The organism is Burkholderia sp. BCC1972 (genome assembly GCF_905339605.1).
Lineage (GTDB): Bacteria > Pseudomonadota > Gammaproteobacteria > Burkholderiales > Burkholderiaceae > Burkholderia.
This window is the reverse complement of sequence record NZ_CAJPGH010000001.1, coordinates 39,142-62,295: the sequence shown is the minus strand read 5'-3', so window position 1 is coordinate 62,295 and position 23,154 is coordinate 39,142. Positions and strand designations below refer to the sequence as shown.

The following is a 23,154-nucleotide window of genomic DNA, read 5'->3' as shown; positions in this document are numbered from 1 at the left end:
GCGGCCGGCGCCCCCGTTTCCCACGCTTCCGCTCAAGCACTTCAATATGAACGAAACCCAACTCCGCATCGATCTCGCCGCCGCCTTCCGCTGCTTCGCCCGCCTCGGCATGCATGAAGCGGTCGCGAACCACTTCAGCGTCGCCGTTTCCGACGACGGCCGTCGCTTCCTGATGAACCCCAAATGGATGCACTTCTCGCGGATCCGCGCGAGCGACCTGGTTCTGCTGGACGCCGACGATCGTTCGAGCCTCGAAAACGGCAGCGTCGATCCGACCGCGTGGGCGATCCATGGTCAGTTGCACCAGCAACTGCCGCATGTGCGCGTCGCCATGCACCTGCACCCCGTCCATGTCACTGCGATCTCGACGTTGTCCGATCCGACCATCCTGCCCATCGAACAGAACACCGCCCGTTATTTCAATCGTGTCGCGCTGGACACCGCATTCTCGGGAATGGCGGATACCGAAGACGAAGGCGCCCGCCTCGTGTCGCTGCTCAAGGACAAGTCCCGTTTGCTGATGGGCAATCACGGCGTACTGGTGACCGCGCCGACAGTCGGCGAGGCGTTCGACGACATGTACACGCTCGAACGCGCGTGCCGGATCCTCGTCAACGCGTACGCGACCGGCAAGCCGATCAATGTGCTGTCCGACGAAGTGGCCGAGAAGACCGCGCGTGACTGGGAAGGATTCCGTGACTTCTCGATCGCGCATTTCGACGAGATGAAGCGCATCCTGGACGTCGAGGAGCCGTCGTATCGGGATTGATGCGTTCGCCCACTCCTCGTCAGATCCGTCTCGTCGATTCCGGGCAGGGGCTCGGCGGCCAGCGAACGCGTCGTCAAGCGTGCGCTGATCGGGCCGGTCCGCGCACGCCGCCGCCGGGGCAAGGCCGACGAGGCCGAAGTTAAGGCGATCGCGAAGCGCGGCACGTTGCATGCACGGGAAGTGGCAAGCGCGACGCTCGTGGCCGTGAAGAGTGCGATGGGGTTCACGTATTTCGATTGAGCGGCGACGGCGACTTGCATTGGATCCACCACACAATGCACGCTCGACATGAACGTCGACGTGGAGCGTAATCGGCAACAATTCGACAACCTGCCGTCCCCGGCATCACAACGAAGAGAATGATCGGCCGCGCGAGCGTCCCGTGCCGCTCTTCCGTCACCACACGGCGAGCAACGGCCTTCGTGTCGTTTTTGCGTGAATCGCTCGTCAGCGCCACCGCAGCAGCCGGCCTCCTCCGATATTGCCCCGCAAAGACCACTTCGCTAACGTAGCCCGCCAACGACAACGACGGCGAACGGGACGTGCAGCGAATGCGGCCTGTGTCGCCGGCATCCCGAGGGCACCGCGTGAATACTTACCACTACCGGAACGAACCAGACCTGGCTCCGATCGAGTTGTTCTTCCTGATTGCCGCAGACGAAACCTGCAAGCAGATCGGCATCGACGATGTCGAAGCGGTTGTTCTGATACTGTCGGGTCTTCCCATTCTTCCAACCCGAGCCAAGCCGGCCGGCACGACCCGCGGCACGTCCGTCGCATCGGTCATGTCGAGGTCGATATTTCGGTATGAATTCAAGCGCAAGGTATTGCCGACCGTTACGCTGAAAAGCATCAAGAGATTGCGGGTAATCCTGACCCATCGACTGGCAGTGTTCGTCGGACGAACCATACCGGGTGTCGGATGGGTGGTGCTTGGGACGGATGTATTCCATATTGTCCGGAACACCGTTTACCAGTACAACCGGATTGTGAAACCAGAGGACAGGATTCTCTAATGGACGACCGACACAATTGGGAAGCGCTGGAAGCGTTCGTTCGCAAGGAAGCCGCTGCCTCGGACAAGCACCGCATTACGGAGCGCACCTCGATCTCGGACGACCTGGGACAGACCGGGGACGACGCCGACATCTTCATGGAACGCTTTTTCGACCGATTCGGCGTCGACCGAGGAGACTACGATTTTGGGCGTTACTTCCTGATGGAGGGCGAGGGGCTGCTATATCACGTCTTGCGAAAATACCTGCTCGGAAAACCCCATACGTTCCAGCGACATGCATTGACCGTCGGCATGCTGAGCAAAGCGATATCCCTCGGGACGTGGGACTCCGAAGCAGTCGAAAACTAACGACCGCCGGACCTCACCACCGTTACGGCTACTCGTGCTCCGCCACCGCCGCGTGACACACGGCCTCGACCTGGTTGCCGGCCGGATCGACGAGAAACGCCGCGTAGTAATCGCCGTGGTAGTGCGGCCGCAAGCCGGGGTCGCCGTTGGGCCGGCCGCCCGTAGACAGGCCGGCCTCGAAAAACGCATGCACCTGCTCGCGGGAAGCGGCCTTGAAACACCAGTGACGCTTGTTCGTCCCGATTTCGGCGGGATCCAGATACACCGCGAGGAAGGTCGATGCAGGGTCGTTCGCGCTGCAGCGTTCGCCATAACCGAGCGCAGTGGGCCGGTCGTAGACCTTGGCTGCGCCCAGCGCAGCCATGACGGCATCGTAGAAGGGGCGTGCCTGGTTGATATCCGGCACGCCGATCGACACGTGATCAAGCAGTTGCATGGTGTGGGCTCCATTGAACGAGCCCGAGTCTACACAACCTCTCCCGATCCGACCGATCAACCTTACCGGCGACTACACTACCGAACCGGCGCCCTACGTGATCTGATACGTCGATGCCGGCGCGAACTCCTCCGGCATCGGCCGATCGCCGAGTTCGAGCACCGACCGCTCGATCGTGCGCGTCATCGCATTGAGCGCGAGCGCATTCGGCGCAAGGCCGAACGGCTCGGCCACTTCGTTCGCGATCGCCTCGAGCGCGATCAGCGCGTACGAGATGAACACGCAGATCAGCGGCGTGAAGAACTCCGTCGAGTCGACGAGCCCGAACGGCAGCAGCACGCAATACGCATACACGGTGCGATGCAGCAGCACGCTGTACGAAAACGGGATCGGCGTCGACAGGATGCGCTCGCAACCACCGACCGACTTGCCGAGCTCGTCGAGCTGCGTCTCGAACATCCAGCAGGTCGCGTCGCTGCCGTGCGCTCGGCCCAGCGCACGGACGATGCCGCCGCGCAGTTCGTCGAGGATCGCGACCGGCTTGTAGCATTTGCCGCCGAGCGCGGCCGTGCGCTCCGCGCCGAGAATGCGCAGCAGGTCTTCGGTCGGATCGGTATGGCGCAGCTGGTGCTTCAGCGCATACGCGAGCGCGATCAGCAGATCGGCGAGCCGGTTGCGCTCGGCGTCGCTCACGCTGTCGGGCAGGTAGCGATGCAGTTGCGACGTCACCGCGCGCGCCGCGATCAGCAGGTTGCCCCACAGGTGCCGCGCCTCCTTGAAGCGCTCGAAGCTCGCGTTGTTGCGAAACCCGAGGAAGATCGCGAGCGCGAGCCCGAACAGCGTGAACGGCGCGGTGTTGAGCGGAATCTTCTCGCCGAAGATGCGCCCGTTCGTGAAGACCGCCAGCGTGCTGACGATCGCCATGAACACGAGCTGCGGAATGATCGATTGCAGCACGGAGCCGTTCCATACGAACAGCATCCTGAGCCAGTTTTGTCGTGGTCTGACGATCATGGTGTTTTCTCGACTGCCAAAGGAATACGCAACGCAACCCGTTGCGCCCGCACCCGATGCGCAGCGGCCCGCGCGTGGCGGGCCGCTTTCGCATCGGGTGCCGTGCCGGGCGCCGCGCTGTGCGTGATGATACGCGCACGCCGCGCCCCGTCACTTCGCATGCCGCTCAGTGATAGCCGATGTCGCCCTCGCGCACCTTGCCGCGGAACACGCGGTACTGCATCGCGTTGTACACGAGGATGATCGGCAGCACGATCACGGTGCCCACGAGCGCGAACAGCTGGCTCGAATGGCTCGACGATGCATCCCAGATCGTCAGCGAAGGCGGCACGATGTTCGGCCAGATGCTGATCACGAGCCCCGTATAGCCGAGGAACACGAGCGCGAGCGTCAGCAGGAACGGCGTGGCTTCGTGCGTGCGCTTCACCGAGTGGAAGATGCCCCACACGCATGCGACGACGAGGATCGGCACCGGCAGGAACCAGCCGAGGTTGCCGCTGCCGAACCAGCGGTGCGCGACGGCCGGCAGCCCGATCACGGTCCACAGGCTCACGACACCCATCACGGCGAGCAGCACGCCCGCGAGCGGCTTCATCAGCAGCCGCATCTTGCGCTGCAGTTCGCCGTCGACCTTCAGGATCAGCCAGCCGCAGCCGAGCGTCGCATACGTGACGAGCACGCCGATCCCGCAGAGCAGGCTGAACGGCGACAGCCAGTCGAACGGGCCGCCCGCGAACTGGTTGTTCTCGATCTTGATGCCCTGCAGCAGCGAACCGAGCACGATCCCCTGGCAGAACGCCGCGAGCGCGGAGCCGCCGATGAACGCGAGATCCCACATGTGTTGCGTGCGGGTAGCCTTGGCGCGCAGCTCGAACGCCGCGCCGCGGAAGATCAGTCCGACCAGCATCAGCACCAGCGGCAGGTAGTTCGCGGGCAGCAGCGTCGAATACACGACCGGGAACGCGCCATAGAGGCCCGCGCCGCCGAGCACGAGGAACGTCTCGTTGCCGTCCCACACCGGTGCGACGGTGTCGAGCATCACCTGGCGCTCGGCTTTCGCGTCGAAGAACGGAAACAACAGGCCGATACCGAGATCGAAGCCGTCCAGCATCACGTAGATGAATACGCCGAGGCCGATGATCGCGGCCCATACGACAGGAAGATCGATGTGCATGGCTTACTCCGCTTCGGTGACGTTCAGCGGCGTGGACAGCGCGCTCTTGCGCAGCCCCGGATGCCGGTGCAGCTCAATGTACCCGGCCTGGGCAGCCGGCCCGCGCCTCATCAGTTTCATCATGTAGTAGATACCCGTCCCGAACACCAGGAAATAGACGACCACGAAGATCAGCAGCGACACGCCGACCTGCTGCGCGCTGAGCGGCGCGACCGAATCGATGGTGCGCAGCACGCCGTAGACGGTCCACGGCTGCCGCCCGACCTCGGTCGTGATCCAGCCGGCGAGCAGCGCGACGATGCCGGACGGCCCCATGCAGACCACGAACCACTGGAACCAGCGCGTTTCATAGAGGCGTCCGCCCTTTCTCAGCAGCAGCCCGAGCAGCGCGGTCAGCAGCATCAGCATCCCGAGGCCGGCCATGATCCGGAACGTCCAGAAGATGATCGGCGAATACGGGCGATCCTGCGGCGGGAATTCCTTCAGCCCGCGAATCTCGCCGTCCCAGCTGTGCGTGAGGATCAGGCTGCCGAGGTGCGGCACCTGGATCGCATAGCGCGTGGTTTCGGCCTGCATGTCGGGCAGCCCGAAGAGGTTCAGCGCGGTGCCGCCCTTCTCGGTTTCCCACAACCCCTCGATCGCCGCAATCTTCGCCGGCTGGTATTCGCGCGTGTTCAGCCCGTGCGCGTCGCCGACGACGATCTGGATCGGCGCGAGCACCAGCAGCATCCACAGCGCCATCGAGAAGCTGCGCTTCACCGGCTCGTCGCGGCGCCCCTTCAGCAGGTGCCAGGCGCCGCACGCGGCGACGATGAAGCCTGCGACGATGAACGCCGCGATCGTCATGTGCACGAGGCGGTACGGGAACGACGGATTGAAGACGATCTTGAACCAGTCGACCGGTACGACGAGGCCGTTCTCGATCTTGTAGCCCTGCGGCGTCTGCATGAAGCTGTTCGACGCGAGGATCCAGAACGTCGAGATCAGCGTGCCGACCGCAACCATCAGCGTCGCGAAGAAGTGCGCCCGCGGGCTGACGCGCTGCCAGCCGAACAGCATCACGCCGAGGAAGCCGGCCTCGAGGAAGAACGCCGTCAGGACTTCATACGTCAGCAGTGGCCCGGTGATGTTGCCTGCGACGCGCGAGAAGCCGGCCCAGTTGGTGCCGAACTCGTACGCCATCACGACGCCGGAGACCACCCCCATCCCGAAGCCGATCGCGAAGATCTTCGACCAGAACTGGAACATGGATTTGTAGGCGGCGTCGCCGGTGACGAGATAGCGCCACTCCAGGACCGCCAGGAAGCTCGCCATGCCGATGCTGATCGCGGGAAACACGATGTGGAACGACACCGTGAATGCGAATTGCAACCGGGCGAGATGGAACGCATCGAAGATTTCCATGACCGTAATTTGCTCGTGGTTGTGAGGACGTACGCCCGAAGCAGGAAATCGCGCGACGGCTTGGCGACAACACATGCGAACACAAACAGTCACTCGCATGGCATCGAAGCGTGAATGACGATATCGCGTTTGCAACGATACTCGCAATCACTCGAACGCGCGCTGAAACTGTGCTGCTCCCGTCGCCGAAGATGTGTGCACGGAAAACACATTTCGTGCCTGCGGGGTGGTCAGCTGTACTGCTTTCCGCGTCGCGGCGCTGTGCCTGCGGCGCGCTGTTCACTCCACTTAACATGTTATGCAACGCCTGCCCGTGGCGGTAGTGCGCCGCCCCCGGCGCCCGCCCGGCAGCATCAATTCCCGTCGTCCGGCGTACGCGCCGGCCGATCCGCCTGGAGAAAAACCGCATGGAGTCCTGCACCCGCGTCGACGATCCGACCGGCAGCACCGCGTGCCACGTGACGCGCCATCGCGCCGGCGAAGCGCGCGACACCGTCGATCGCGTCGTCGACGAAACGCCGGTTGCACTCGTGTTCAACGGCATCTCGCACACGGTCATGATGGCGACGCCGATCGACCTCGACGCGTTCGGCCTCGGCTTCGCGCTGAGCGAAGGCATCGTCGAGCGTGCATCTGACGTATTCGACATCGAAAGCGAATGCCGGCCCGGCAGCGCCGAAGTGCGGCTCACCGTGTCGCAACAGGCGTTCATGGCGCTGAAGGCGCACCGGCGCGCGCTGGCCGGCCGCACCGGCTGCGGCGTCTGCGGGATCGAAAGCATCGCGCAGCTCGACCTGCACCCGCCGCGCATCGCGGCCGCCGGCGCGGCGGCCGGCATCGGCGCCGACGCGATTGCCCATGCCGCGCGCGCGCTGCCGGCCCGCCAGACGCTGATGCGCGAGACGGGCGGCATCCACGCGGCCGCGTGGTGCGACCGCGACGGCGCCGTGCTCGACGTGTTCGAGGACGTCGGCCGCCACAACGCACTCGACAAGCTGATCGGGCATCTCGCGCGGCGCCGCGCCGACCTGCGTGCGGGCTTCGTGTTCCTGTCGAGCCGCGCGAGCTACGAACTGGTGCGCAAGGCCGCGCGGGTCGGCATCCCGATGATCGCGACGATCTCGGCGCCGACGTCGCTGGCGATCGACGTCGCCCGCGAAGCCGGCGTGCGGCTGCTCGGCTTCTGCCGCAACGACGGCTTCGTCGAATATGTATCGCCGGCCGCCGTTCACCCCGACCAACCGGCGCTTGCGCCCGCGCACCCGGCCCGCTCGTCATGAAACACCTGTTCGATTTCGATACCGCGCAGCAGCAATTCGCCGGCGCGTTTGCGCCGCTTGCCGCCACCGCTTCCCTGCCGGTCGCCGAAGCAGCCGGCCACGTGCTGGCCGCGCCGCTGACCGCCGTGCTCGACCAGCCGCCGGCCGACCAGAGCGCGATGGACGGCTATGCCGTGCGTCACGCGGATCTCTCGCAGGGCGAACCGCTGCGCGTCGCGCAACACTGCTATGCAGGCGACACGCCGGCGCCGCTGGCCCCGCGCACAGCCGCACGGATCTTTACCGGCAGCCTGATTCCGCCCGGCGCGGATACCGTCGTGATGCAGGAGCATGCCCATGAACAGGACGGCCGCGTCACGTTCGACGCGCCGCAGCGCAGCGGATCGCACATCCGCCGCCGCGGCGAGGAAGTACGCGCCGGCGACCTGCTCGTGCCGGCCGGCGTGCGGATGGGCGCGATGCACGTCGGCGTGGCCGCCGCGCAAGGTTTCGCGCGCATCGATGTGCGCCCGGCGCTGCGCGTCGGCATCCTGACGACCGGCGACGAGCTCGTCGCATGCGGCCAGCCGCGTGCACCGCAGCAGATCTACAACAGCAATGCGCCGATGCTCGCCGCGCTGGTGTCCGGAACCGGTGCCGGTGTCGCGATGTGCGTGCATGCGGCCGACACGGCGGCGGCCGTCGATCGTGCGCTGCGCGACCTGCACGCGGGTTGCGACCTGGTGATCTGCGTCGGCGGCGCATCGGTCGGCGACAAGGACCTGCTGCGCCCCGTGCTGACCGCGCTCGATGCATCGTTCATCGTCACCGGCGTGCGGATGAAGCCCGGCAAGCCGGTTGCGCTCGCGCGGCTCGACACGCGGCCCGTGGTGCTGCTGCCCGGCAATCCGGGCGCCGCGATGACGGCGTTCGCGCTGTTCGTCGCGCCGCTGATCCGCCGCCTGCAGGGTCGCGACGCGTGCCTGCCAGTCGTGCCGTCGCTGCCGATCGACACCAGCTTCGAGCCCGATGCGCAACGCGAACGCTTCGTGCGGGTGCGCTGCACCGTCGGTGTCGATGGCGCGCCCGTGCTCGATACGCTGCGCCAGCAAGGCGCCGGCACGCTGCAGTCGCTCGTGCAGGCGAGCGGGCTCGCGCGGTTGCCGGCCGGGCGAGCCATCGCGCGCGGCGACACGGTACCGTATTACGAATTCGCGCCCTGGCTCGCATGAGCGCGACGCCGATCACGCGCCCGATGCGCCCCCTGCGCCGCGCCCGCCGCAAGGAGAACTGTATCCCTGCAATTCGGGCGCGATTGTGCCTCTGCCGGCAAAACCCGGCGGACTATGCTCACGATGAGGCTCGTCACGACCTGGGCGCCGACACGTCGGCACACACGCGGCCGACCGGCGACGCCCCTCCGCTTACTTCATGCAGGCCGACGAACCGATCGTGAATGCCATCGTTTCAGCCGCGCCGGCCGCCGCCGCTTCATCCGGCGGCGTATCGCCCGGCGCCTTTCCCCGTACGTCCGACACGCTCGGGCGCCCGCTGCGCGACCTGCGCCTGTCCGTGATCGACCAGTGCAACTTCCGCTGCGGCTACTGCATGCCGCGCGAAAGCTTCGGTTCCGACTATGCTTTCATGCCGTCGTCCGAGCGGCTGTCGTTCGCACAACTCGAAAAGATCGCGCGTGCGTTCACGTCGCTCGGTGTCGAGAAGATCCGCATCACGGGCGGCGAGCCGCTGCTGCGCCGCAATCTCGAGGCGCTGATCGAACGGCTCGCCGCGCTGACGACCGTCGACGGCAAGCCCGTCGAGATCGCGCTGACGACCAACGGTTCGCTGCTTGCCGCGAAGGCGCGCTCGCTGCGCGACGCCGGATTGTCGCGCGTGACCGTGAGTCTCGACGCGCTCGACGACGCCGTATTCCGCCGGATGAGCGACGCCGACGTACCGGTGTCGCGCGTGCTCGCCGGCATCGAAGCCGCGCACGCAGCCGGGCTCGCACCGGTCAAGGTCAACGCGGTGATCGAGCGCGGTGCGAACGACGACCAGATCCTGCCGCTCGTACGCCACTTCCGGAACACGGGCGTGGCCGTGCGCTTCATCGAATACATGGACGTCGGCGGCGCGAGCTTCTGGTCCGGCGACAAGGTCGTGCCGGCCGCGCGAATGCGCGAACTGATCGACGAACGCTATCCGCTCGTGCTCGTCGGCGAACCGGGGCACGACGCGACCGCGATCCGTTGCGCGCACATCGACGGTGCGGGCGAAGTCGGCTTCATCGCGAGCGTGTCGCACCCGTTCTGCGGCACCTGCTCGCGTGCCCGCGTGTCGGCCGACGGGCAGCTCTATACATGCCTGTTCGCGACGCAAGGCACCGACCTGCGGCCGTGGCTCGACGATGCGGCGTCGACCGGCGACCTCGCGGCCGCCGTGCGCGATCGCTGGACGCGGCGCGACGACCGCTATTCCGAGCGCCGGGCCACACGGCCGGCCCGCGCGCCCGGCAAGACCTATCCGACCGTGCGCATGTCGCTCGTCGGCGGCTGACCGGCCGCCGCGCCACACAGGACGCACCGCCCACTGGAGAACCTGTCATGACGACCTTCACCGAATCTCGCGCCGGGCTGCCGGACGATCCGTTGCGCGCCGGCGGCCACCCGCCTCCCGCCGACGCGGCCGACCCGCACACCGAACCGCCGCCCGCGATCACCGCCGGCTTCGAAGTGCGCGTGCAGTACGCGCCGATCGATGCGGGCGCGGAGCTCGCGCCGATCGTTCGCAATCCGAATGTCGGTGCCGTCGTGAATTTCCTCGGTGTCGTGCGCAAGGAGGGCGACGTCGACGACGTCGTCGCGCTGGAGGTCGAGCACTACCCGACGATGACCGAACAGGCGCTGTGGGGCATCGTCGAGGAAGCGAGCGCGCGCTGGCGGCTCGAAGCGGTCAAGATCGTGCACCGCGTCGGCCGCATTCCGCTCGGCCAGTCCGTCGTGCTGGTCGTGGTGGCCGCCGCACATCGCGCGTCCGCGTTCGATGCGTGCGAATTCCTGATGGACTTCCTGAAGACGCACGCACCGTTCTGGAAGAAGGAGATCCGGCACGACGGCGAATCCGGCTGGGTCGAGGCGAAGGCGCACGACGACCAGGCGATGCGGCGCTGGGGCTGACCCCAGCCGCCTTGCACGCTGCGCTTTCCGATCCCGTCGACTCCATTCAAGACCTCTCCATGAAACTGACGATCAAATACTTTGCGAGCATTCGCGAACAACTCGAACGCGACGAAGAAACCGTCGAGGTCGATGCACACGAACTCACCGTCGATGCGCTGCGCAGCACGCTGGCTGCGCGCGACGCGCGCAGCGCGGATGCGCTGCGGATGGACCGCCCCGTGCGGGCGGCCGTGAACCTCGAGATGGTGACCGGGGAATTCGTCGTGCGGGAGGATAGCGAGGTCGCGTTTTTCCCGCCGGTGACGGGTGGGTGACACCATCACGCGCGAGATACGTTTCGATGTCGATCCGTCACGCCGCGCGCCTCTCGATACAGAATGTCCTCGCAGGTCATCGCGCAGCCTCCAGCGCTGTCAATGCTGCGTCGAGCGCATCCAGTCCCTCGTCCAGCTCCGTGCGCGAGATGACGAGAGGCGGCGCCACGATCACCACGTTGTAGCGCCCGTAGGCGTGAACGCCGCGCCTCAGCAGCTCGCCATAGAAAGCCCGCATCGGCGCCGATCCCGCCGGGTGATGCCACTCGACGAGCGGCTCGCGCGTTTCCCGATCGCGTACCAGCTCGATGCCGAACTGCGCGCCCATGCCCCGCACGTCTCCGATCGACGGATGACGCTCCGCCAGTTCGCCGAGGCCGTCGCGCAGCCAGCCCTCGATCTCGCGCGCCCGCTCGAACAAGCCCTCTTCCAGATAGACCTTCAGCGCGGCGAGCCCGCCGGCGACCGCCAGCACGTGGCCCGCATGCGTGTGACCCACGTCGAAGAGTTCGGTATCGAAGTGGCGGGCCACGCCTTCGCGCACCAGGACACCGCCGAGGGGCGTGTACGAAGAGCTGGCCCCCTTGGCGAACGAAATCAGGTCCGGCACTACGCCGACACGCTCGGCGCAGAACAATGCCCCCGTGCGCCCGAAGCCCGTCATGATCTCGTCGAAGATCAGCAGGATGCCGTGCCGGTCGCACAGGTTCCGAACGCCTTCGAGATACCCCGGCGGGTAGACGACGACCCCGCTGGATCCGGTCATCGGCTCCAGCAGGATCGCGGCCACGTTTTGTGCGCCTTCATGCGAGAGGACGCGCGCCAGGTGATCGAGGGCACGGCGTGTCTCCTCGGCCGGATCCGATGTATGGAAGGGGCTGCGGTACGGATACGGCGCAAAGAACTTCACCATGCCCGGAAGCGCCGGAAAAGGATCGCGCCAGCGGTCCACGCCCGTCATCGCGCTCGCGCCGATGGTGCTGCCGTGATACGACCGATGAGCCGTCAGCACCTTGGGCCTGCGTGTCACCAGCCGCGCGATCTTCACCGCGTCGTCGTTCGCCTCGGCGCCGCCGCAGGTGAAGTGCACGCGCAGTCCCTCCGGCCACGGCGAAACGCTGTTCAGGAGTGCGGCATATTCGGCGCGCACGTCGTTGAAGTAGCTGGATGCGACCCAGCACATGCGCCCGGCCTGCGCCTGGATCGCCCGGACCACCTTCGGATGGCCGTGACCCAACGACACCGCGACATAGCCGCTGGTGAGGTCCAGATAGCGCTTGCCGTTCGCATCGTAGAAGTAGCACCCCTGCGCGTGCGTGATGACCGGTGGATTGAGCCCGCCCTGGACCGCCCAGGGAACGAGCACCTTTCGAAACGACGGAGCGAGCGCGGGATTCGGCTCGCCGTGAATGCTTAGATCCATGTTGACTCCGGAAATGGCATGGCCCACTATTTCTGAGCCTCGTGATGTGAGGCGTCCAGATTAAGCACGCATTTCCGGCGCGACAAATCAAACATTTACATACTGAGCCTGAATTTAACTGAGTCATGCCGCGACAACTTCCGCCCCTGCTCTCCGTACGCGCATTCGAGGCGGCTGCGCGCCATGGCGGCTTCGCCCGTGCGGGTGAAGAGCTATGCGTCACGTCCGGTGCAGTGGGACATCAGGTGCGGCTACTCGAGGAGTGGCTAGGAACGCCGTTGTTCATGCGCGGCGCCCGGTCCGTCCAGCTGACGGACATCGGACGGCGGTACTTCCTCGAAATCGAGCGCTTGATGGACGAGCTCGAGCGCGCGTCGCTCGGCATCCGGCAAGCTGCGGATTCCCCCGAGGTGACGGTCACCGCGATGCCGTCGTTCGTGACACGTTGGCTGATGCCGCGGCTGGGCGAGTTCCGGCAGTTGCATCCCGACATCGAGGTGCGCCTGCTGGCCTCGGTGCCGGCCATCGACTTCAGCCGCGAGCGCGTGGACGTCGCGATCCGCCTGGGGTTGGGCCCCTATCCGGGGCTCGTTGCGGAAAAGCTGATGTCGGAGACGTTCCTGGCGGTCGGGCAGCCGTCGATATGCGCGCCGCTGCACACCGTGGACGATGTGTTGCGTGCAACATTGCTGCATGACGAATACGAGGCCCGCATTCCGGAGCAGGTGGACTGGGTGCGCTGGTGCCGGATGCAGGACGTGCACGCCGGCGCGGCCCGGTTGCGACAAGGGCCGAGCTTCTCGCATACCTATCTCACGCTCGATGCCGCGATAGCGGGCCAAGGCGTGGCCGTGGCGTCGGATGTCCTCGCCGCCGATGCGGTCAGGCAGGGGCTGTTGGCCATTGCACCGGGCAACCCGGTGCCGGGACCCTACAGCTACCATCTGCTGACGACGCGCGCGGCCACCGCGCGGCCGCCAGTCGACGCCTTCTGCCGTTGGCTACGATCGGCGGCACGGTCGTTTTCGGAAGCCGGTTGGGCTTGAACGACCTGAGTCGCCACGCGGCAGGTCCCACCGCCCGCGACTCGCGTCGCCCGCCCGCTCACCGCATGCACGCCGCAGCCAGCTTCCCGACCGCGATCACCGCCTGCTCGATCTCCGGCGACCACGGGCTGCTGTAGTTCAACCGGATGAAGTTCCGATAGTTGTCGGTGATCGAGAACATGTAGCCGGGCCCGATCGTGATCCCTTGCTCCAGCGCGAGCTGGTACAGCCGCATCGCATCGACCTGCGCGGGCAACTCGACCCACAGCACGTAGCCGCCGGCCGGGCTCGACATGCGCGTGCCTTCCGGGAAGAACCGCGACACCATCGCCCGCATCAGGTTCGCCTGCTGCGCATACGCCTTGCGCAGACGCCGCAGATGATGCTCGTAGCCGTCGCGTTCGAGAAACTCCGCGATCGCCAGCTGCGGCAGGGACGGCGTTGCGAGCGTATTCAGGAACTTCAGCTTCTCGACCTGATCGCGATAGCGGCCCGGCAGCGCCCAGCCGATCCGGTACGCGGCCGTCAGGCTCTTCGAGAACGACGAGCAATGCAGCACGACACCGGTCCGGTCGTAGGACTTCAGCGAACTCGGATGCGTATCGCCGAAATACAGTTCGTTGTACACGCCGTTCTCGATGATCGGCATACCCGTCTTCGTTGCGAACTCAACCAGTTCGCGCTTGCGCTCGTCGGGCATCTGGAAGCCGAGCGGGTTCTGAAAGTTCGGCATCACCATGCATGCCGCGATCGGCTGCGACTTCGCGATCGCGGCCAGCGCCGCGATGTCGATCCCGTATTCCGGATGCGTCGCGACCTCGATCGCCTTCATCCCCATTCGCTCGATTGCATGCAGCATCGCGTAGAACGTCGGCGACTCCACCGCGATCGTGTCGCCCGGCTTCGCCACCGCCTGCAGGCACAGGTTGATCGCCTCCGTCGCGCCGACCGTCACGATGATCTCGTTCGGGTCCACCGACATCCCGTTTTCCAGGTAGCGGCGCGCGATCTGCCGGATCAGCCGCGGATGGCCCGGCGGCAGCCCGTCGGTCACGCCCCACAGCGACTTGTCGCGGCCGGCCGCGTACGCATAGCGATTCAGCTTCTCGAACGGGAACAGGCTCGGGTCCGGGTACGGCGAGCCGAGCGGCACCGCGTCGTCGGTGCCGATCGATCGCAGCGTCGACAGCACGAGCCGGCTCACGTCGACCGACGACGAGATCGCGATCGGCTTCGACGGCCGCAGCTCGCGCACCGGCGCGTGGCTGTCGTCGCGCCGCAGGTTCACGAAATAGCCCGACTGCGGGCGGCTTTCGAGCAGCCCACGGCTTTCCAGCAGCAGATACGCGTGCAGCACGGTCGTGATGCTGATCCGGTGCTGCTGGCTTGCCTGCCGCACCGACGGAATCCGGTCGCCGTGCCGGTACACGCCCTGGCGGATCAGGCGCTCGATATCGTCCGCGAGTTTTTCATAGAGTTTCATCGTGCGTCTCCCGCCGGCATGTGCCGCCGCGCTGCCCTGCCGTGTGCGTTCCGCACGCACGTGTTTCGCCTGCCGCCCGGGCCGTCGTGATTCCTGATCTTTCCCTCCGGTTTTGCCTTTTCCATCGCACTGGCTCTCTCTTGAAGATGCGCCGACAGGGTTCCGGTACGCCTGGATCTGCGGCACTGTGCACTTGATGATGGAATCTTAAGAGCAGAACAGTTGACGGCGAGTACACACATCGACCACGCGAACAAGAGTACAGTTCGGCGCGAATCGCGCATGGCGGGAAAACTGTACGTCTTATGAAATGGCCGGGCGGCCGGAAACCTGGCTCGACGTAGCCGGATCGGCCCGGAACGCCCGCCGCACGGACATTCGTCCGACTGTCTCAATGGGGGTGCAATACTGTGCGACCGCCCGATATTCATTGCCGGAGTCAGGCTCGTGCCGCACACGATCGAACCCGCAGCCCACCCTGGCAGCGCAGTCCGCGCTGCCCGACAAGTACAGATAATGAAATGGTGTCAGAACGTTACGACCGACCGCGAATCGCGCGCCGCCGGCAAGGAAACCGCAGATGACTGATCGCGACCTCGCCGCGCGGCTCGTCGCGCGACTGACCGGCACGGCCGCCCATCCACGCTTCACCGGCGCGCCGATCGACCTGTCGGCGCTCGATGCACACACGCTCGGTACCGTCTGGCCGGCGCTGCGTCGCGTCGAGCACGAGATCATGCTGCGTGATCACGCGTACGACGACCCGCGCGCCGAATTCGCGCGCTGGCTGCGCGGGCAGATCGATGCGCTCGGCCTCGTGCCGCTCGTCGACGCCGATGCCGCGCTCGAACTGTTCCGCGACATTCCGCCCGGCGGATGGAAACGCGCGCTGGAAGACCTGCCCTGCCTCGATGCGCTGCCGTCTCCCGCGCTGCAGGCCGAGCTCGCGCGCATCGCGGGCGAGCCGGAAAACGACGAGATCGGCGCGACGTCCGCGTATGGCGCGTATGCGCTCGACTGGTTCGCCGGCCGCCGCGACTTCTCGGCACGACACGAGGCCTATGCGCAGGCGCTCGCGGGCTCGCCGTTTCGCGTACGCGAACTCGACGTACTGCCCGAACTCGGCGCGGCCGCGCTGCTCGCGCTGGCCGCGACGAACGACGGCTATTTCGCGCCGAAGCGGCTGTGGCTCGACTCCAGCGATCCGGCCGTTACGCTCGCGGAAGACGCCGCATACGTCGCGTTCGCGCGCGACGCGCTGACCGAGGCCGCGCAACGGGTCGCCGCGCTGCATGCCGGCGCCGTGCCGTACGAAGCCGATCGCGCGTTCACGACCGACGACGCGCAGGTCGTCGCGCGCGCCGCGCGGGTGGCCGCCTATCGCGACGAAGCGTGGCTGCGCCCGCTGATCGGGCCGCTGCTGACCGGCGTATGCGTCGCGCCGACAACCGCGAAGACGGCACCGTCGCAGTCGCTCGCGATCGCGCTCGGCCACGCGGTCGAGACGATCCCGACGCCCGAGGGCGTGCGCGCGCTGCGCGACGCGCTGGCCACGGTGCGTCACGCCGGTGTGCAGAAGAAGCTCGCGCGCAACCTGAAGCCGGCCGAACGCGCGCTGGGCGAGCGGCCGCGCACCGCGCTGCGCATGACGCTCGATGCGAAACCGGACAAGAAGCAGCTTGCGATGCTCGCCACGTGCATGGAAGCTGGCTTCTGGCAGCCGATGTCGCTTGGCCAGGCGGAATGGCGCGAGCGGCTCGTCGATGCGCCGGCCGGCGCCGCGTTCTCCGCGCGGATGATCTGGCAAGCGCGCGGCCGCGATGGATCGACGCAATCGTTCATCCCCGACATCGCGAAAGGCAAGGTCCTGCTGCGCGACGCGGCCGGGCACGCGTGCGATCTCGCCGACGACTGCGAGATCCGGCTCTGGCATCCGCTGCTGGCCGACGCGGACGAGCGGCTCGCGTGGCAGCGCGCGATTGTCGGCCGCACGCTCCGGCAGCCGGTCAGGCAGGCGTTCCGCGAGTACTACGTGCCGGCCGACAGCGACGCGTCGGCCAGCGATTCCGCGATGTTCGAAGGTCACGTGCTGTCGAGCCGGCCGCTGCTCGGCGTCGCGCGCCGCGAAGGCTGGTCGATCCGCGCATACGACGACGGGCTCGCCCGCGAATTCGGCGACGTGCGCGCGACCTTCCTCGTCGATGCGCGGCTCTATCCCGGCGCGGAGGGCCACGGCACGTCACGCCGGCTGTACTTCGAACGCCGGCACGACCGGCGCTGGGTGCCGCTGCCGATCGGCGAGATCGACGCGGTCGTGTTTTCCGAAGTGGCACGCGCGGTCGACCTGCTCGTCAGCGTGGCCGCGTTCGCGCTCGACGACGACGCGACACACGCGGCGACCGCTTCGCTTGCGGCGGACCCGGTCCGCCTGCGCGACCTCGAATCCGAACGCCGGCAGCGCCTTGACCGGTTGTCGGATCTGCCGCTCGGCGTGATGGCGCGGCATCGCAAGCACGTGCTGTCGCTCGTGTTCGCCGAACCGGTTGCGCAGGGGAAGATCACGATCGACGAACGCCACGTGCGGGTCGGCGCGTGGTCGGTGCATTGCGCGACCGGCCGCGTGACGCGCGACGGCGAGCCCGTCGATGCCGCGATCGAGCCGCCGCCGTCACCGCTGCGCGCGGTGCCGTGGCTGCCCTACGACGAAGCGCTGCTGCAGCGGATCGTCGACGTCGTCGCGGCTCTGCTCGATTGAGCGGCAGCCGTCAGATCGACCCGAACAGCGCGCGCGGCCGGTCCTTCAGCGTGCCGGACAGGATCCGCAGCCCGTTGACGAGCTCGTCGCGCGTGGCCGGGCACGCGAGGTTGATGCGCACGCCGTGCTCGATTTCCGCGCGGTCGACCGCGAACGTCGACGACGGCATCACGATCACGCCGCGCGCCTTCGCATTCGCGGCGAAATCGTCGGCGCGCCACGGCGGCGGCAGCCGCAGCCACACGAACATGCACGCCGGGTCCGACTTCAACTGCCCGGCCGGCAACAGCTCCCGTGCGAGATCGACGCGTGCGCGGATCTCCGCGAGTTGCGCGGCCATGATCCGCTCGGCGGTGCCGTCCTCGATCCATACCGTCGCGATCAGCATCGACGTCGGCGCCGGCATCCATGCGGTCGTGCGCACGGCCTCCGCGCACAATGCGACGCTGTCGCGCGGGCAGCTCAGGTAGCCAAGGCGCAGCCCCGGCGCGAGGATCTTCGACGTCGCGCCGATATGGAACGTCAGCTCGGGACACAGCCCCGCGATCGCCGGCAGCCGGTCGCGCACGAGCGGCCCGTATACGTCGTCCTCGATGATCGTCACGTGATGGCGGCGGGCGATGTCGACGAGCGCCATCCGGCGCGCGAGGCTCATCGTCGTCACGGTCGGATTCTGCAGGTTCGGCACGACGAAGATCGCCTTGACCGGCATGCGCTGGCAGATTCGTTCGATCTCCTCGGGGAGCAGGCCGTCGTCGTCGGCCGGCGCACTGACGATCTCGAACTGGAACACCGGCGCGAGCGCCTTGAGGCCGTAGTAAGTGAGGCGATCGGCGACGATCACGCCGCCGGTGCCGATCAGGCTGTTCAGCACTGCATACAGCCCGTGCTGCGCGCCGCTCGTGACGACCACCTGGTCAAGCGACGGCGTGAAGCCGGGCGCGGCGAGCCACTGCGCACCCGCCGCGCGCGCCCAGTCGGGGCCCTGCGGCGGCTGGTATTCCTGCAGCGCGGCGAACCGCGGGTCGCTCGGCAGCGTGCCGAACGTCTGCGCGAGGCTCGCGAGAAATTCGCCGGTGGCCGGGCGGTTGACGGTCAGGTCGATCACGCCGTTTCCGGCCGCGAGCGACGCGCGGGCCGGCGCGATGCTCGGCATCGCGCCGCCGGTGACGAGCGAGCCGCGCCGCTTGCTGCCGATCACGAGGCCGCGCAGCTGCAGCTCCTTATATGCACGCGACACCGTCGACACGTTGATGCCGAGCTCGGTCGCGAGCTGGCGCTGCGGCGGCAGGCGGCTGCCCGGCGGATACGTGCCGTTGCGGATTTCCGCCTCGATCGAGCTCGATACCTCGACATAAGTCGGCCGCTTCGTCTGCGCCGGCAGGCCGCTGTCACGCTCGCCGGAAAGTTTGTCTGATGCCATTTGTCGCCCGTGACCACACAAAAAGCGTTTGTCTGCCATTTTGGCTTGCCCAGCGATTGTATATGACATCCCCACCCCGTCAAACCATTGCGAAAAAGTCTGCAGAATCAATAGGCTGAAACCGGGTAAACACCAGCACCACACAATCGCTTTTTGATTGCACACAAAAAAATACTGTGTGATTCTTAATCGCAGCTTTGTGTGAATCATGTGGATCGGAGGGGAAGCGTCATGGCGAATGTCGCCATCGTGGGTGCAGGCTTCATCGGGCTCGGCGCGGCGGCATGGCTGCAGCGCGACGGGCATCGCGTGACGCTGTTCGATCCGGCCGGTGTCGGCGAAGGCGCGTCGTTCGGCAATGCCGCGACGTTCGCGCCCTACGGCTGCGTGCCGGTGAACGGCCCGTCCGTGTTCCGCAACATGCCGCACTTCCTGTTCGCCGCCGACAGCCCGCTGCGCATCCGCTGGCCCTACCTGCTGCACGGCGCGCCGTGGCTCGCGCGGTTCCTGCTCGCATCGACGCCCGCGCGCCACGCGCGCAGCGCGAGCGCGCTGGCCGCGCTGCTGTCGCGCGCCGCCGACGCCTATGCGCCACTGCTCGCGTCGGCGCGGCTCGCGGCGTTCGTGCGGCCGCGCGAATGCCTGTACCTGTACGCGCGGCAGGCGTCGTTCGATGCCGCGCAGCCGTCGCTCGCGCTGCGGCGCCGGCTCGGCGTGCCGTTCGAGACGCTCGACGCGAGCGCGATCCGCGCGCTCGAGCCCGCGCTTGCACCGATCTTCGCGCGCGGCGTGCTGTTCGTCGGCAGCTGGCACTTCTCCGATCCGCACGGCTTTCTCGGCGAACTGTTCGCGCAACTCGCCGCTGGCGGCGCGACGCTCGAACGCGCCCGCGTCGAGCGGATCGCGCCAGCCGGCGACAGCGTGAACGTGCAGGCGGCCGGCACGGTGCGCGCGTTCGATCACGTCGTCATCGCCGCGGGCGCCCGCTCGCGCGAATTCGCGGCCGCGTGCGGCGACGCGGTGCCGCTCGATACCGAGCGCGGCTATCACGTGCAGTTCGGCGCGCCCGATCCGATCGTCACGCGGCCGGTCGGCTGGGCCGAGCGCGGCTTCTACATGACACCGCTCGACGAAGGGCTGCGCGCGGCCGGCACCGTCGAACTCGGCGGCTTCGACGCGCCGATGAACCCGTCGCTCGTCGCGCTGCTCACGCGCTCCGCACACGAAGCCGTGCCGTCGCTCGGCACGCCGACGCGCAGCTGGCTCGGCTTCCGGCCGACGCTGCCCGACGGCGTGCCCGTCATCGGCCACGCACGCCACAGCGCACGCGTGATCCACGCATTCGGCCATCAGCATCTCGGCGTGACGCTCGCCGGAATCACCGGGCAGATCGTCGCCGACCTCGTCGCCCGGCGCACACCGCCGCTCGACCTCACGCCGTACCGGGCCGCGCGATTCTGACGCGCGCCACGACTTCCACCCACGCAAGGAGAGGCATCATGAATCGTCGTCACTGGCTGGTATGGCTGGCCGTCTGCTCGATCGGCACGGCTTCCGGGATCGCGCAGGCCGCGGACCCGGAAACCGTCAAGATCGGCTTCGCCGGCCCGCTGACGGGGCCGGTCGCGCGCGTCGGCAAGGATCTGCAATACGGTGCGCAGCTCGCACTCGACGAGGAAAACGCCAAGCATCCGACCATCGGCGGCAAGCCGGTGCGCTTCGTGCTCGACGTGCAGGACGACCAGGCCGATCCGCGCATCGCGATCCAGGTCGCGCAGAAGCTCGTCGACGACGGCGTGGTCGGCGTGATCGGCCACTACAACTCGGGCTGCAGCATTCCCGCGTCGGCCGTCTACAAGCAGGCGAACGTCGCGATGATCACGCCGGGCTCGACCAATCCGCAACTGACGATGCAAGGCTTCAAGAACGTGTTCCGCACGATGGGGCACGACGGCGTCGGCGGCGTGGTGGCCGGCCGCTTCGCGGTCGAGCAACTGAAGGCGAAGCGGATCGGCATCATCGACGATCGCACCGCGTTCGGCCAGGGGCTGGCCGACGCGTTCGAGAAAGGCGTGAAGGACGCGCACGGCAGCATCGTCGGCCGCGAATACACGAACGACAAGGCCGTCGATTTCCGCGGCATCCTGACGACGATGAAGAGCAACAACGTCGACCTGCTGTTCTTCGGCGGGCTCGACGAACAAGGCGCGATGCTCGTCAAGCAGATGCGCTCGCTCGGCATCCGGGCGCAGCTGTTCGGCGCGGGCGCATTGAAAAGCAACGCATTCCTGAAGATTGCCGGCACCTCGGGCGAAGGCACGCAGGATCTGGAGCCCGGCCCCGCGCTCGACAAGCTGCCGTCCGCCGTCGCGTTCGCGCAGCGCTACAAGGCGCGCTTCAACCAGGACGTCGAGCTGTATGCGCCGTTCGCGTACGACGCGGCACTCGCGATGATCGCGGCCGTCCGCAAGGCCGATTCGCTCGATCGCGGCAAGGTCGTCGCGAGCCTGCCGGGCGTGTCGGTGACCGGCGTGACCGGCAAGATCTCGTTCGACGAGCGCGGCGACCTGATCAAGCCGCCGTACACGCTGTTCCGCGTCGAACAGGGGCAATGGCACAGCATCCGCACGGTCGGCGGCGCGTCGAACTGATGCAGGGCAGCACGGCGACGGATCGCACCGTCAGCGCGCCGCCTGCTGCCGCTGCACCTCCTGCGCTTTCATCTGCAGATACGCGCCGCGCTCGACTTCGTGCAGTTGCTGCGGATACTGCTCGGTCGCGTCGAACCAGCGCGCGAGGCGCTGGTCGAGCGGCTTGTCGAGCGTCGCGAGATACGTGTCGATCGCGAGGTAGTAGCGCATCGTGTTGCGCTCCAGCAGCCCGCGCACGCCGCCGACGTACTGCGGCTGCGCGGCCGATGCGCCGACGTTCGTGAACCCGACCTTCTCGCTGCCGACCGTCGCGAGATAGGTCTTCATCGCCATCCGGCCGACCGCGCCGAAGCCATACGAATACGTGAGGTGCAGGAACGTGCGCGACGCGCCGACCGGCACGGCCTCCAGCGCGATCCGGTAATCCTTCGTACCCATCGGGCCGCTGTCGGCGGTCAGGTCGACCTGGAAATAGTCGGATGTCGCGGCCGCCACGCGATAGCGGAACTGCACGCGATAGGTATCCGACAACTGCTGCTGGATCTTGCGGCCGAGGTTCACGTCGAGCACCGGGCCGTTGCTGCCGCTCGACGCATGACAGTATTTCGTGTTCAGGTGCAGGATCAGCACCGCGCACCAGTTCGCGGGGCCTTGCGCGGGGTCGTTGAACTGGCCGTTCACGACCGCGAACGGATAGTCGACCACCGCGTAGATGTCGCCCTTCAGCGACGACGACGCCTCTGCCGATTCGAGGTAGAGCGGCCGGTGAAACGCGTTGTCCTTCAGTTGCGCGCCGAGGCTGCGATAGCGATCGAGCAACGCGGCGGCGCCGTTCGCGCCGTCCGCGCCGAACGACCAAGCGCTCCAGCCGACACACAGGGCCGCGACGAACGCTTGCCACGCGCGGCGGGCATGCCACCGGCCGCGCGGATGTCCGGATGTCTCCATTCTTGTACTCCCTGCCGCGCGATGGTCGCGCGCATGTGTCACAGAATACGCCTGCATGTCACGCTGCCGCTATCGGCTCCGCTTCACCGGCATCGGCAATTGCGCGGCGGTGATCCGGATCAGTGCGGACAGCCATTCGCGGTCGTCCCAGCGATCGCCGGCGATGACGAGGTGCGGCTTCGCGGTCGGATACGGCAGCGCTTCTTCGCAGGCGCCGAGATACGCGCGCCCTTCCGGCGTCGGCTTGACGAACAGCCGGTCGTCGCAGACGAGCGCGACCATCCTGCCGTCGCAATAGATGCCGTATTCTCCGAACATCTTGCGGGCCGATACCGTACCGGCCGCCGCGATCTGCTCGACGATGAAATCGACCGTGCCCTGGCTCGATGCCATTCACTGCTCCTTGCGAAAAAAATTTATGACCGTCATGTGCACCGACCGTTCCGCTCCATCGGCAGATGCGCTGCGGCGCGTCATCGATTCGTCGACGGAAAGCGTATTGCCGCACGG

Annotated in this window: 21 protein-coding genes; 12 read left to right on the top strand and 9 right to left on the bottom strand. The window is 67.1% G+C overall.

Annotated features, from left to right (window positions below; all coding sequences use genetic code 11):
• Positions 1-46 precede the first annotated feature (46 nt).
• The 3 genes from U5798_RS00285 to U5798_RS00275 all read left to right on the top strand — a co-directional run bounded on the left by U5798_RS00285 (position 47) and on the right by U5798_RS00275 (position 2,135).
• Positions 47-769 carry a class II aldolase and adducin N-terminal domain-containing protein gene (locus U5798_RS00285; protein ID WP_322080812.1) on the top strand — a complete coding sequence of 241 codons (723 nt, stop codon included), beginning with the start codon at positions 47-49 and terminating at the stop codon, positions 767-769.
• Between the two features lie 551 nt (positions 770-1,320).
• Positions 1,321-1,785, top strand: coding sequence for an STM2901 family protein (locus U5798_RS00280; protein ID WP_415859478.1), 465 nt, complete (start codon positions 1,321-1,323; stop codon positions 1,783-1,785).
• The gene (locus tag U5798_RS00275) at positions 1,785-2,135 is read left to right on the top strand and encodes a DUF1493 family protein (protein ID WP_124456328.1); all 351 of its coding nucleotides are present in this window, start codon (positions 1,785-1,787) and stop codon (positions 2,133-2,135) included. The genes U5798_RS00280 and U5798_RS00275 overlap by 1 nt, the downstream gene beginning before the upstream one ends.
• Positions 2,136-2,163: 28 nt before the next feature.
• On the opposite strand, the gene U5798_RS00270 is transcribed toward U5798_RS00275, so the two are convergent.
• The 4 genes from U5798_RS00270 to U5798_RS00255 all read right to left on the bottom strand — a co-directional run bounded on the left by U5798_RS00270 (position 2,164) and on the right by U5798_RS00255 (position 6,163).
• Positions 2,164-2,571, bottom strand: a complete 408-nt coding sequence (locus tag U5798_RS00270) for a VOC family protein (protein WP_322080810.1) — start codon at positions 2,569-2,571, stop codon at positions 2,164-2,166.
• Positions 2,572-2,664: 93 nt separating this feature from the next.
• Positions 2,665-3,585 (bottom strand): bestrophin family protein, encoded by a 921-nt coding sequence (locus U5798_RS00265; RefSeq protein ID WP_322080809.1) that lies wholly within the window; start codon positions 3,583-3,585, stop codon positions 2,665-2,667.
• Between the two features lie 166 nt (positions 3,586-3,751).
• Positions 3,752-4,759, bottom strand: coding sequence for a cytochrome d ubiquinol oxidase subunit II (gene cydB, locus U5798_RS00260; protein ID WP_124456325.1), 1,008 nt, complete (start codon positions 4,757-4,759; stop codon positions 3,752-3,754).
• Positions 4,760-4,762: 3 nt separating this feature from the next.
• Positions 4,763-6,163, bottom strand: coding sequence for a cytochrome ubiquinol oxidase subunit I (locus U5798_RS00255; RefSeq protein ID WP_124456324.1), 1,401 nt, complete (start codon positions 6,161-6,163; stop codon positions 4,763-4,765).
• Between the two features lie 407 nt (positions 6,164-6,570).
• On the opposite strand from U5798_RS00255, the gene fdhD reads away from it, so the two are divergent.
• The 5 genes from fdhD to moaD all read left to right on the top strand — a co-directional run bounded on the left by fdhD (position 6,571) and on the right by moaD (position 10,915).
• Positions 6,571-7,443, top strand: coding sequence for a formate dehydrogenase accessory sulfurtransferase FdhD (gene fdhD, locus U5798_RS00250; protein ID WP_322080808.1), 873 nt, complete (start codon positions 6,571-6,573; stop codon positions 7,441-7,443).
• The gene (gene glp / locus U5798_RS00245) at positions 7,440-8,654 is read left to right on the top strand and encodes a gephyrin-like molybdotransferase Glp (protein WP_322080807.1); all 1,215 of its coding nucleotides are present in this window, start codon (positions 7,440-7,442) and stop codon (positions 8,652-8,654) included. Before fdhD ends, glp begins: the two co-directional genes overlap by 4 nt.
• Before the next feature lie 199 nt (positions 8,655-8,853).
• Positions 8,854-9,978, top strand: a complete 1,125-nt coding sequence (moaA, locus tag U5798_RS00240; RefSeq protein WP_322080806.1) for a GTP 3',8-cyclase MoaA — start codon at positions 8,854-8,856, stop codon at positions 9,976-9,978.
• Between the two features lie 47 nt (positions 9,979-10,025).
• Positions 10,026-10,598: a molybdenum cofactor biosynthesis protein MoaE gene (locus tag U5798_RS00235; RefSeq protein WP_124456320.1), complete on the top strand. Its 573-nt coding sequence runs from the start codon at positions 10,026-10,028 to the stop codon at positions 10,596-10,598.
• A 59-nt stretch (positions 10,599-10,657) separates the two neighbouring features.
• Positions 10,658-10,915, top strand: a complete 258-nt coding sequence (gene moaD, locus U5798_RS00230; RefSeq protein WP_174392819.1) for a molybdopterin converting factor subunit 1 — start codon at positions 10,658-10,660, stop codon at positions 10,913-10,915.
• Positions 10,916-10,991: 76 nt separating this feature from the next.
• On the opposite strand, the gene U5798_RS00225 is transcribed toward moaD, so the two are convergent.
• The gene (locus tag U5798_RS00225) at positions 10,992-12,338 is read right to left on the bottom strand and encodes an aminotransferase class III-fold pyridoxal phosphate-dependent enzyme (protein WP_322080805.1); all 1,347 of its coding nucleotides are present in this window, start codon (positions 12,336-12,338) and stop codon (positions 10,992-10,994) included.
• A 125-nt stretch (positions 12,339-12,463) separates the two neighbouring features.
• Here U5798_RS00225 and gcvA point away from each other — a divergent pair, with 125 nt between their 5' ends.
• Positions 12,464-13,384: a transcriptional regulator GcvA gene (gcvA, locus tag U5798_RS00220; RefSeq protein WP_322080804.1), complete on the top strand. Its 921-nt coding sequence runs from the start codon at positions 12,464-12,466 to the stop codon at positions 13,382-13,384.
• A gap of 58 nt (positions 13,385-13,442) precedes the next feature.
• On the opposite strand, the gene U5798_RS00215 is transcribed toward gcvA, so the two are convergent.
• On the bottom strand, positions 13,443-14,867 hold the full coding sequence (locus U5798_RS00215; RefSeq protein WP_124456318.1) for a PLP-dependent aminotransferase family protein: 1,425 nt from the start codon (positions 14,865-14,867) through the stop codon (positions 13,443-13,445).
• Positions 14,868-15,447: 580 nt separating this feature from the next.
• Between U5798_RS00215 and U5798_RS00210 the strand changes: the two genes are divergently transcribed.
• Positions 15,448-17,622 (top strand): DUF4132 domain-containing protein, encoded by a 2,175-nt coding sequence (locus U5798_RS00210; protein WP_322080803.1) that lies wholly within the window; start codon positions 15,448-15,450, stop codon positions 17,620-17,622.
• 10 nt (positions 17,623-17,632) lie between these two features.
• On the opposite strand, the gene U5798_RS00205 is transcribed toward U5798_RS00210, so the two are convergent.
• Positions 17,633-19,045, bottom strand: a complete 1,413-nt coding sequence (locus tag U5798_RS00205) for a PLP-dependent aminotransferase family protein (RefSeq protein ID WP_322080802.1) — start codon at positions 19,043-19,045, stop codon at positions 17,633-17,635.
• 231 nt (positions 19,046-19,276) lie between these two features.
• Here U5798_RS00205 and U5798_RS00200 point away from each other — a divergent pair, with 231 nt between their 5' ends.
• On the top strand, positions 19,277-20,506 hold the full coding sequence (locus tag U5798_RS00200) for an NAD(P)/FAD-dependent oxidoreductase (RefSeq protein WP_124456315.1): 1,230 nt from the start codon (positions 19,277-19,279) through the stop codon (positions 20,504-20,506).
• A 38-nt stretch (positions 20,507-20,544) separates the two neighbouring features.
• Entirely contained in the window at positions 20,545-21,696 is a 1,152-nt protein-coding gene (locus U5798_RS00195) for a branched-chain amino acid ABC transporter substrate-binding protein (RefSeq protein ID WP_322080801.1), read from the top strand.
• A gap of 30 nt (positions 21,697-21,726) precedes the next feature.
• On the opposite strand, the gene U5798_RS00190 is transcribed toward U5798_RS00195, so the two are convergent.
• Positions 21,727-22,644, bottom strand: coding sequence for a hypothetical protein (locus U5798_RS00190; RefSeq protein ID WP_322080800.1), 918 nt, complete (start codon positions 22,642-22,644; stop codon positions 21,727-21,729).
• A 69-nt stretch (positions 22,645-22,713) separates the two neighbouring features.
• Entirely contained in the window at positions 22,714-23,037 is a 324-nt protein-coding gene (locus U5798_RS00185; RefSeq protein WP_322080799.1) for a TfoX/Sxy family protein, read from the bottom strand.
• Positions 23,038-23,154: the final 117 nt, after the last annotated feature.

Bases quoted from the DNA above. Each gene is read 5' to 3' on its own strand.
- U5798_RS00190 (WP_322080800.1), bottom strand. From the start codon at position 22,644: ATGGAGACATCCGGACATCCGCGCGGCCGGTGGCATGCCCGCCGCGCG.
- U5798_RS00255 (WP_124456324.1), bottom strand. From the start codon at position 6,163: ATGGAAATCTTCGATGCGTTCCATCTCGCCCGGTTGCAATTCGCATTC.
- U5798_RS00225 (WP_322080805.1), bottom strand. From the start codon at position 12,338: ATGGATCTAAGCATTCACGGCGAGCCGAATCCCGCGCTCGCTCCGTCG.
- moaA (WP_322080806.1), top strand. From the start codon at position 8,854: ATGCAGGCCGACGAACCGATCGTGAATGCCATCGTTTCAGCCGCGCCG.
- fdhD (WP_322080808.1), top strand. From the start codon at position 6,571: ATGGAGTCCTGCACCCGCGTCGACGATCCGACCGGCAGCACCGCGTGC.
- glp (WP_322080807.1), top strand. From the start codon at position 7,440: ATGAAACACCTGTTCGATTTCGATACCGCGCAGCAGCAATTCGCCGGC.
- U5798_RS00215 (WP_124456318.1), bottom strand. From the start codon at position 14,867: ATGAAACTCTATGAAAAACTCGCGGACGATATCGAGCGCCTGATCCGC.
- U5798_RS00270 (WP_322080810.1), bottom strand. From the start codon at position 2,571: ATGCAACTGCTTGATCACGTGTCGATCGGCGTGCCGGATATCAACCAG.
- U5798_RS00195 (WP_322080801.1), top strand. From the start codon at position 20,545: ATGAATCGTCGTCACTGGCTGGTATGGCTGGCCGTCTGCTCGATCGGC.
- gcvA (WP_322080804.1), top strand. From the start codon at position 12,464: ATGCCGCGACAACTTCCGCCCCTGCTCTCCGTACGCGCATTCGAGGCG.
- U5798_RS00185 (WP_322080799.1), bottom strand. From the start codon at position 23,037: ATGGCATCGAGCCAGGGCACGGTCGATTTCATCGTCGAGCAGATCGCG.
- moaD (WP_174392819.1), top strand. From the start codon at position 10,658: ATGAAACTGACGATCAAATACTTTGCGAGCATTCGCGAACAACTCGAA.
- U5798_RS00285 (WP_322080812.1), top strand. From the start codon at position 47: ATGAACGAAACCCAACTCCGCATCGATCTCGCCGCCGCCTTCCGCTGC.
- U5798_RS00235 (WP_124456320.1), top strand. From the start codon at position 10,026: ATGACGACCTTCACCGAATCTCGCGCCGGGCTGCCGGACGATCCGTTG.
- U5798_RS00280 (WP_415859478.1), top strand. From the start codon at position 1,321: ATGCGGCCTGTGTCGCCGGCATCCCGAGGGCACCGCGTGAATACTTAC.
- U5798_RS00265 (WP_322080809.1), bottom strand. From the start codon at position 3,585: ATGATCGTCAGACCACGACAAAACTGGCTCAGGATGCTGTTCGTATGG.
- cydB (WP_124456325.1), bottom strand. From the start codon at position 4,759: ATGCACATCGATCTTCCTGTCGTATGGGCCGCGATCATCGGCCTCGGC.
- U5798_RS00275 (WP_124456328.1), top strand. From the start codon at position 1,785: ATGGACGACCGACACAATTGGGAAGCGCTGGAAGCGTTCGTTCGCAAG.
- U5798_RS00210 (WP_322080803.1), top strand. From the start codon at position 15,448: ATGACTGATCGCGACCTCGCCGCGCGGCTCGTCGCGCGACTGACCGGC.
- U5798_RS00205 (WP_322080802.1), bottom strand. From the start codon at position 19,045: ATGGCATCAGACAAACTTTCCGGCGAGCGTGACAGCGGCCTGCCGGCG.
- U5798_RS00200 (WP_124456315.1), top strand. From the start codon at position 19,277: ATGGCGAATGTCGCCATCGTGGGTGCAGGCTTCATCGGGCTCGGCGCG.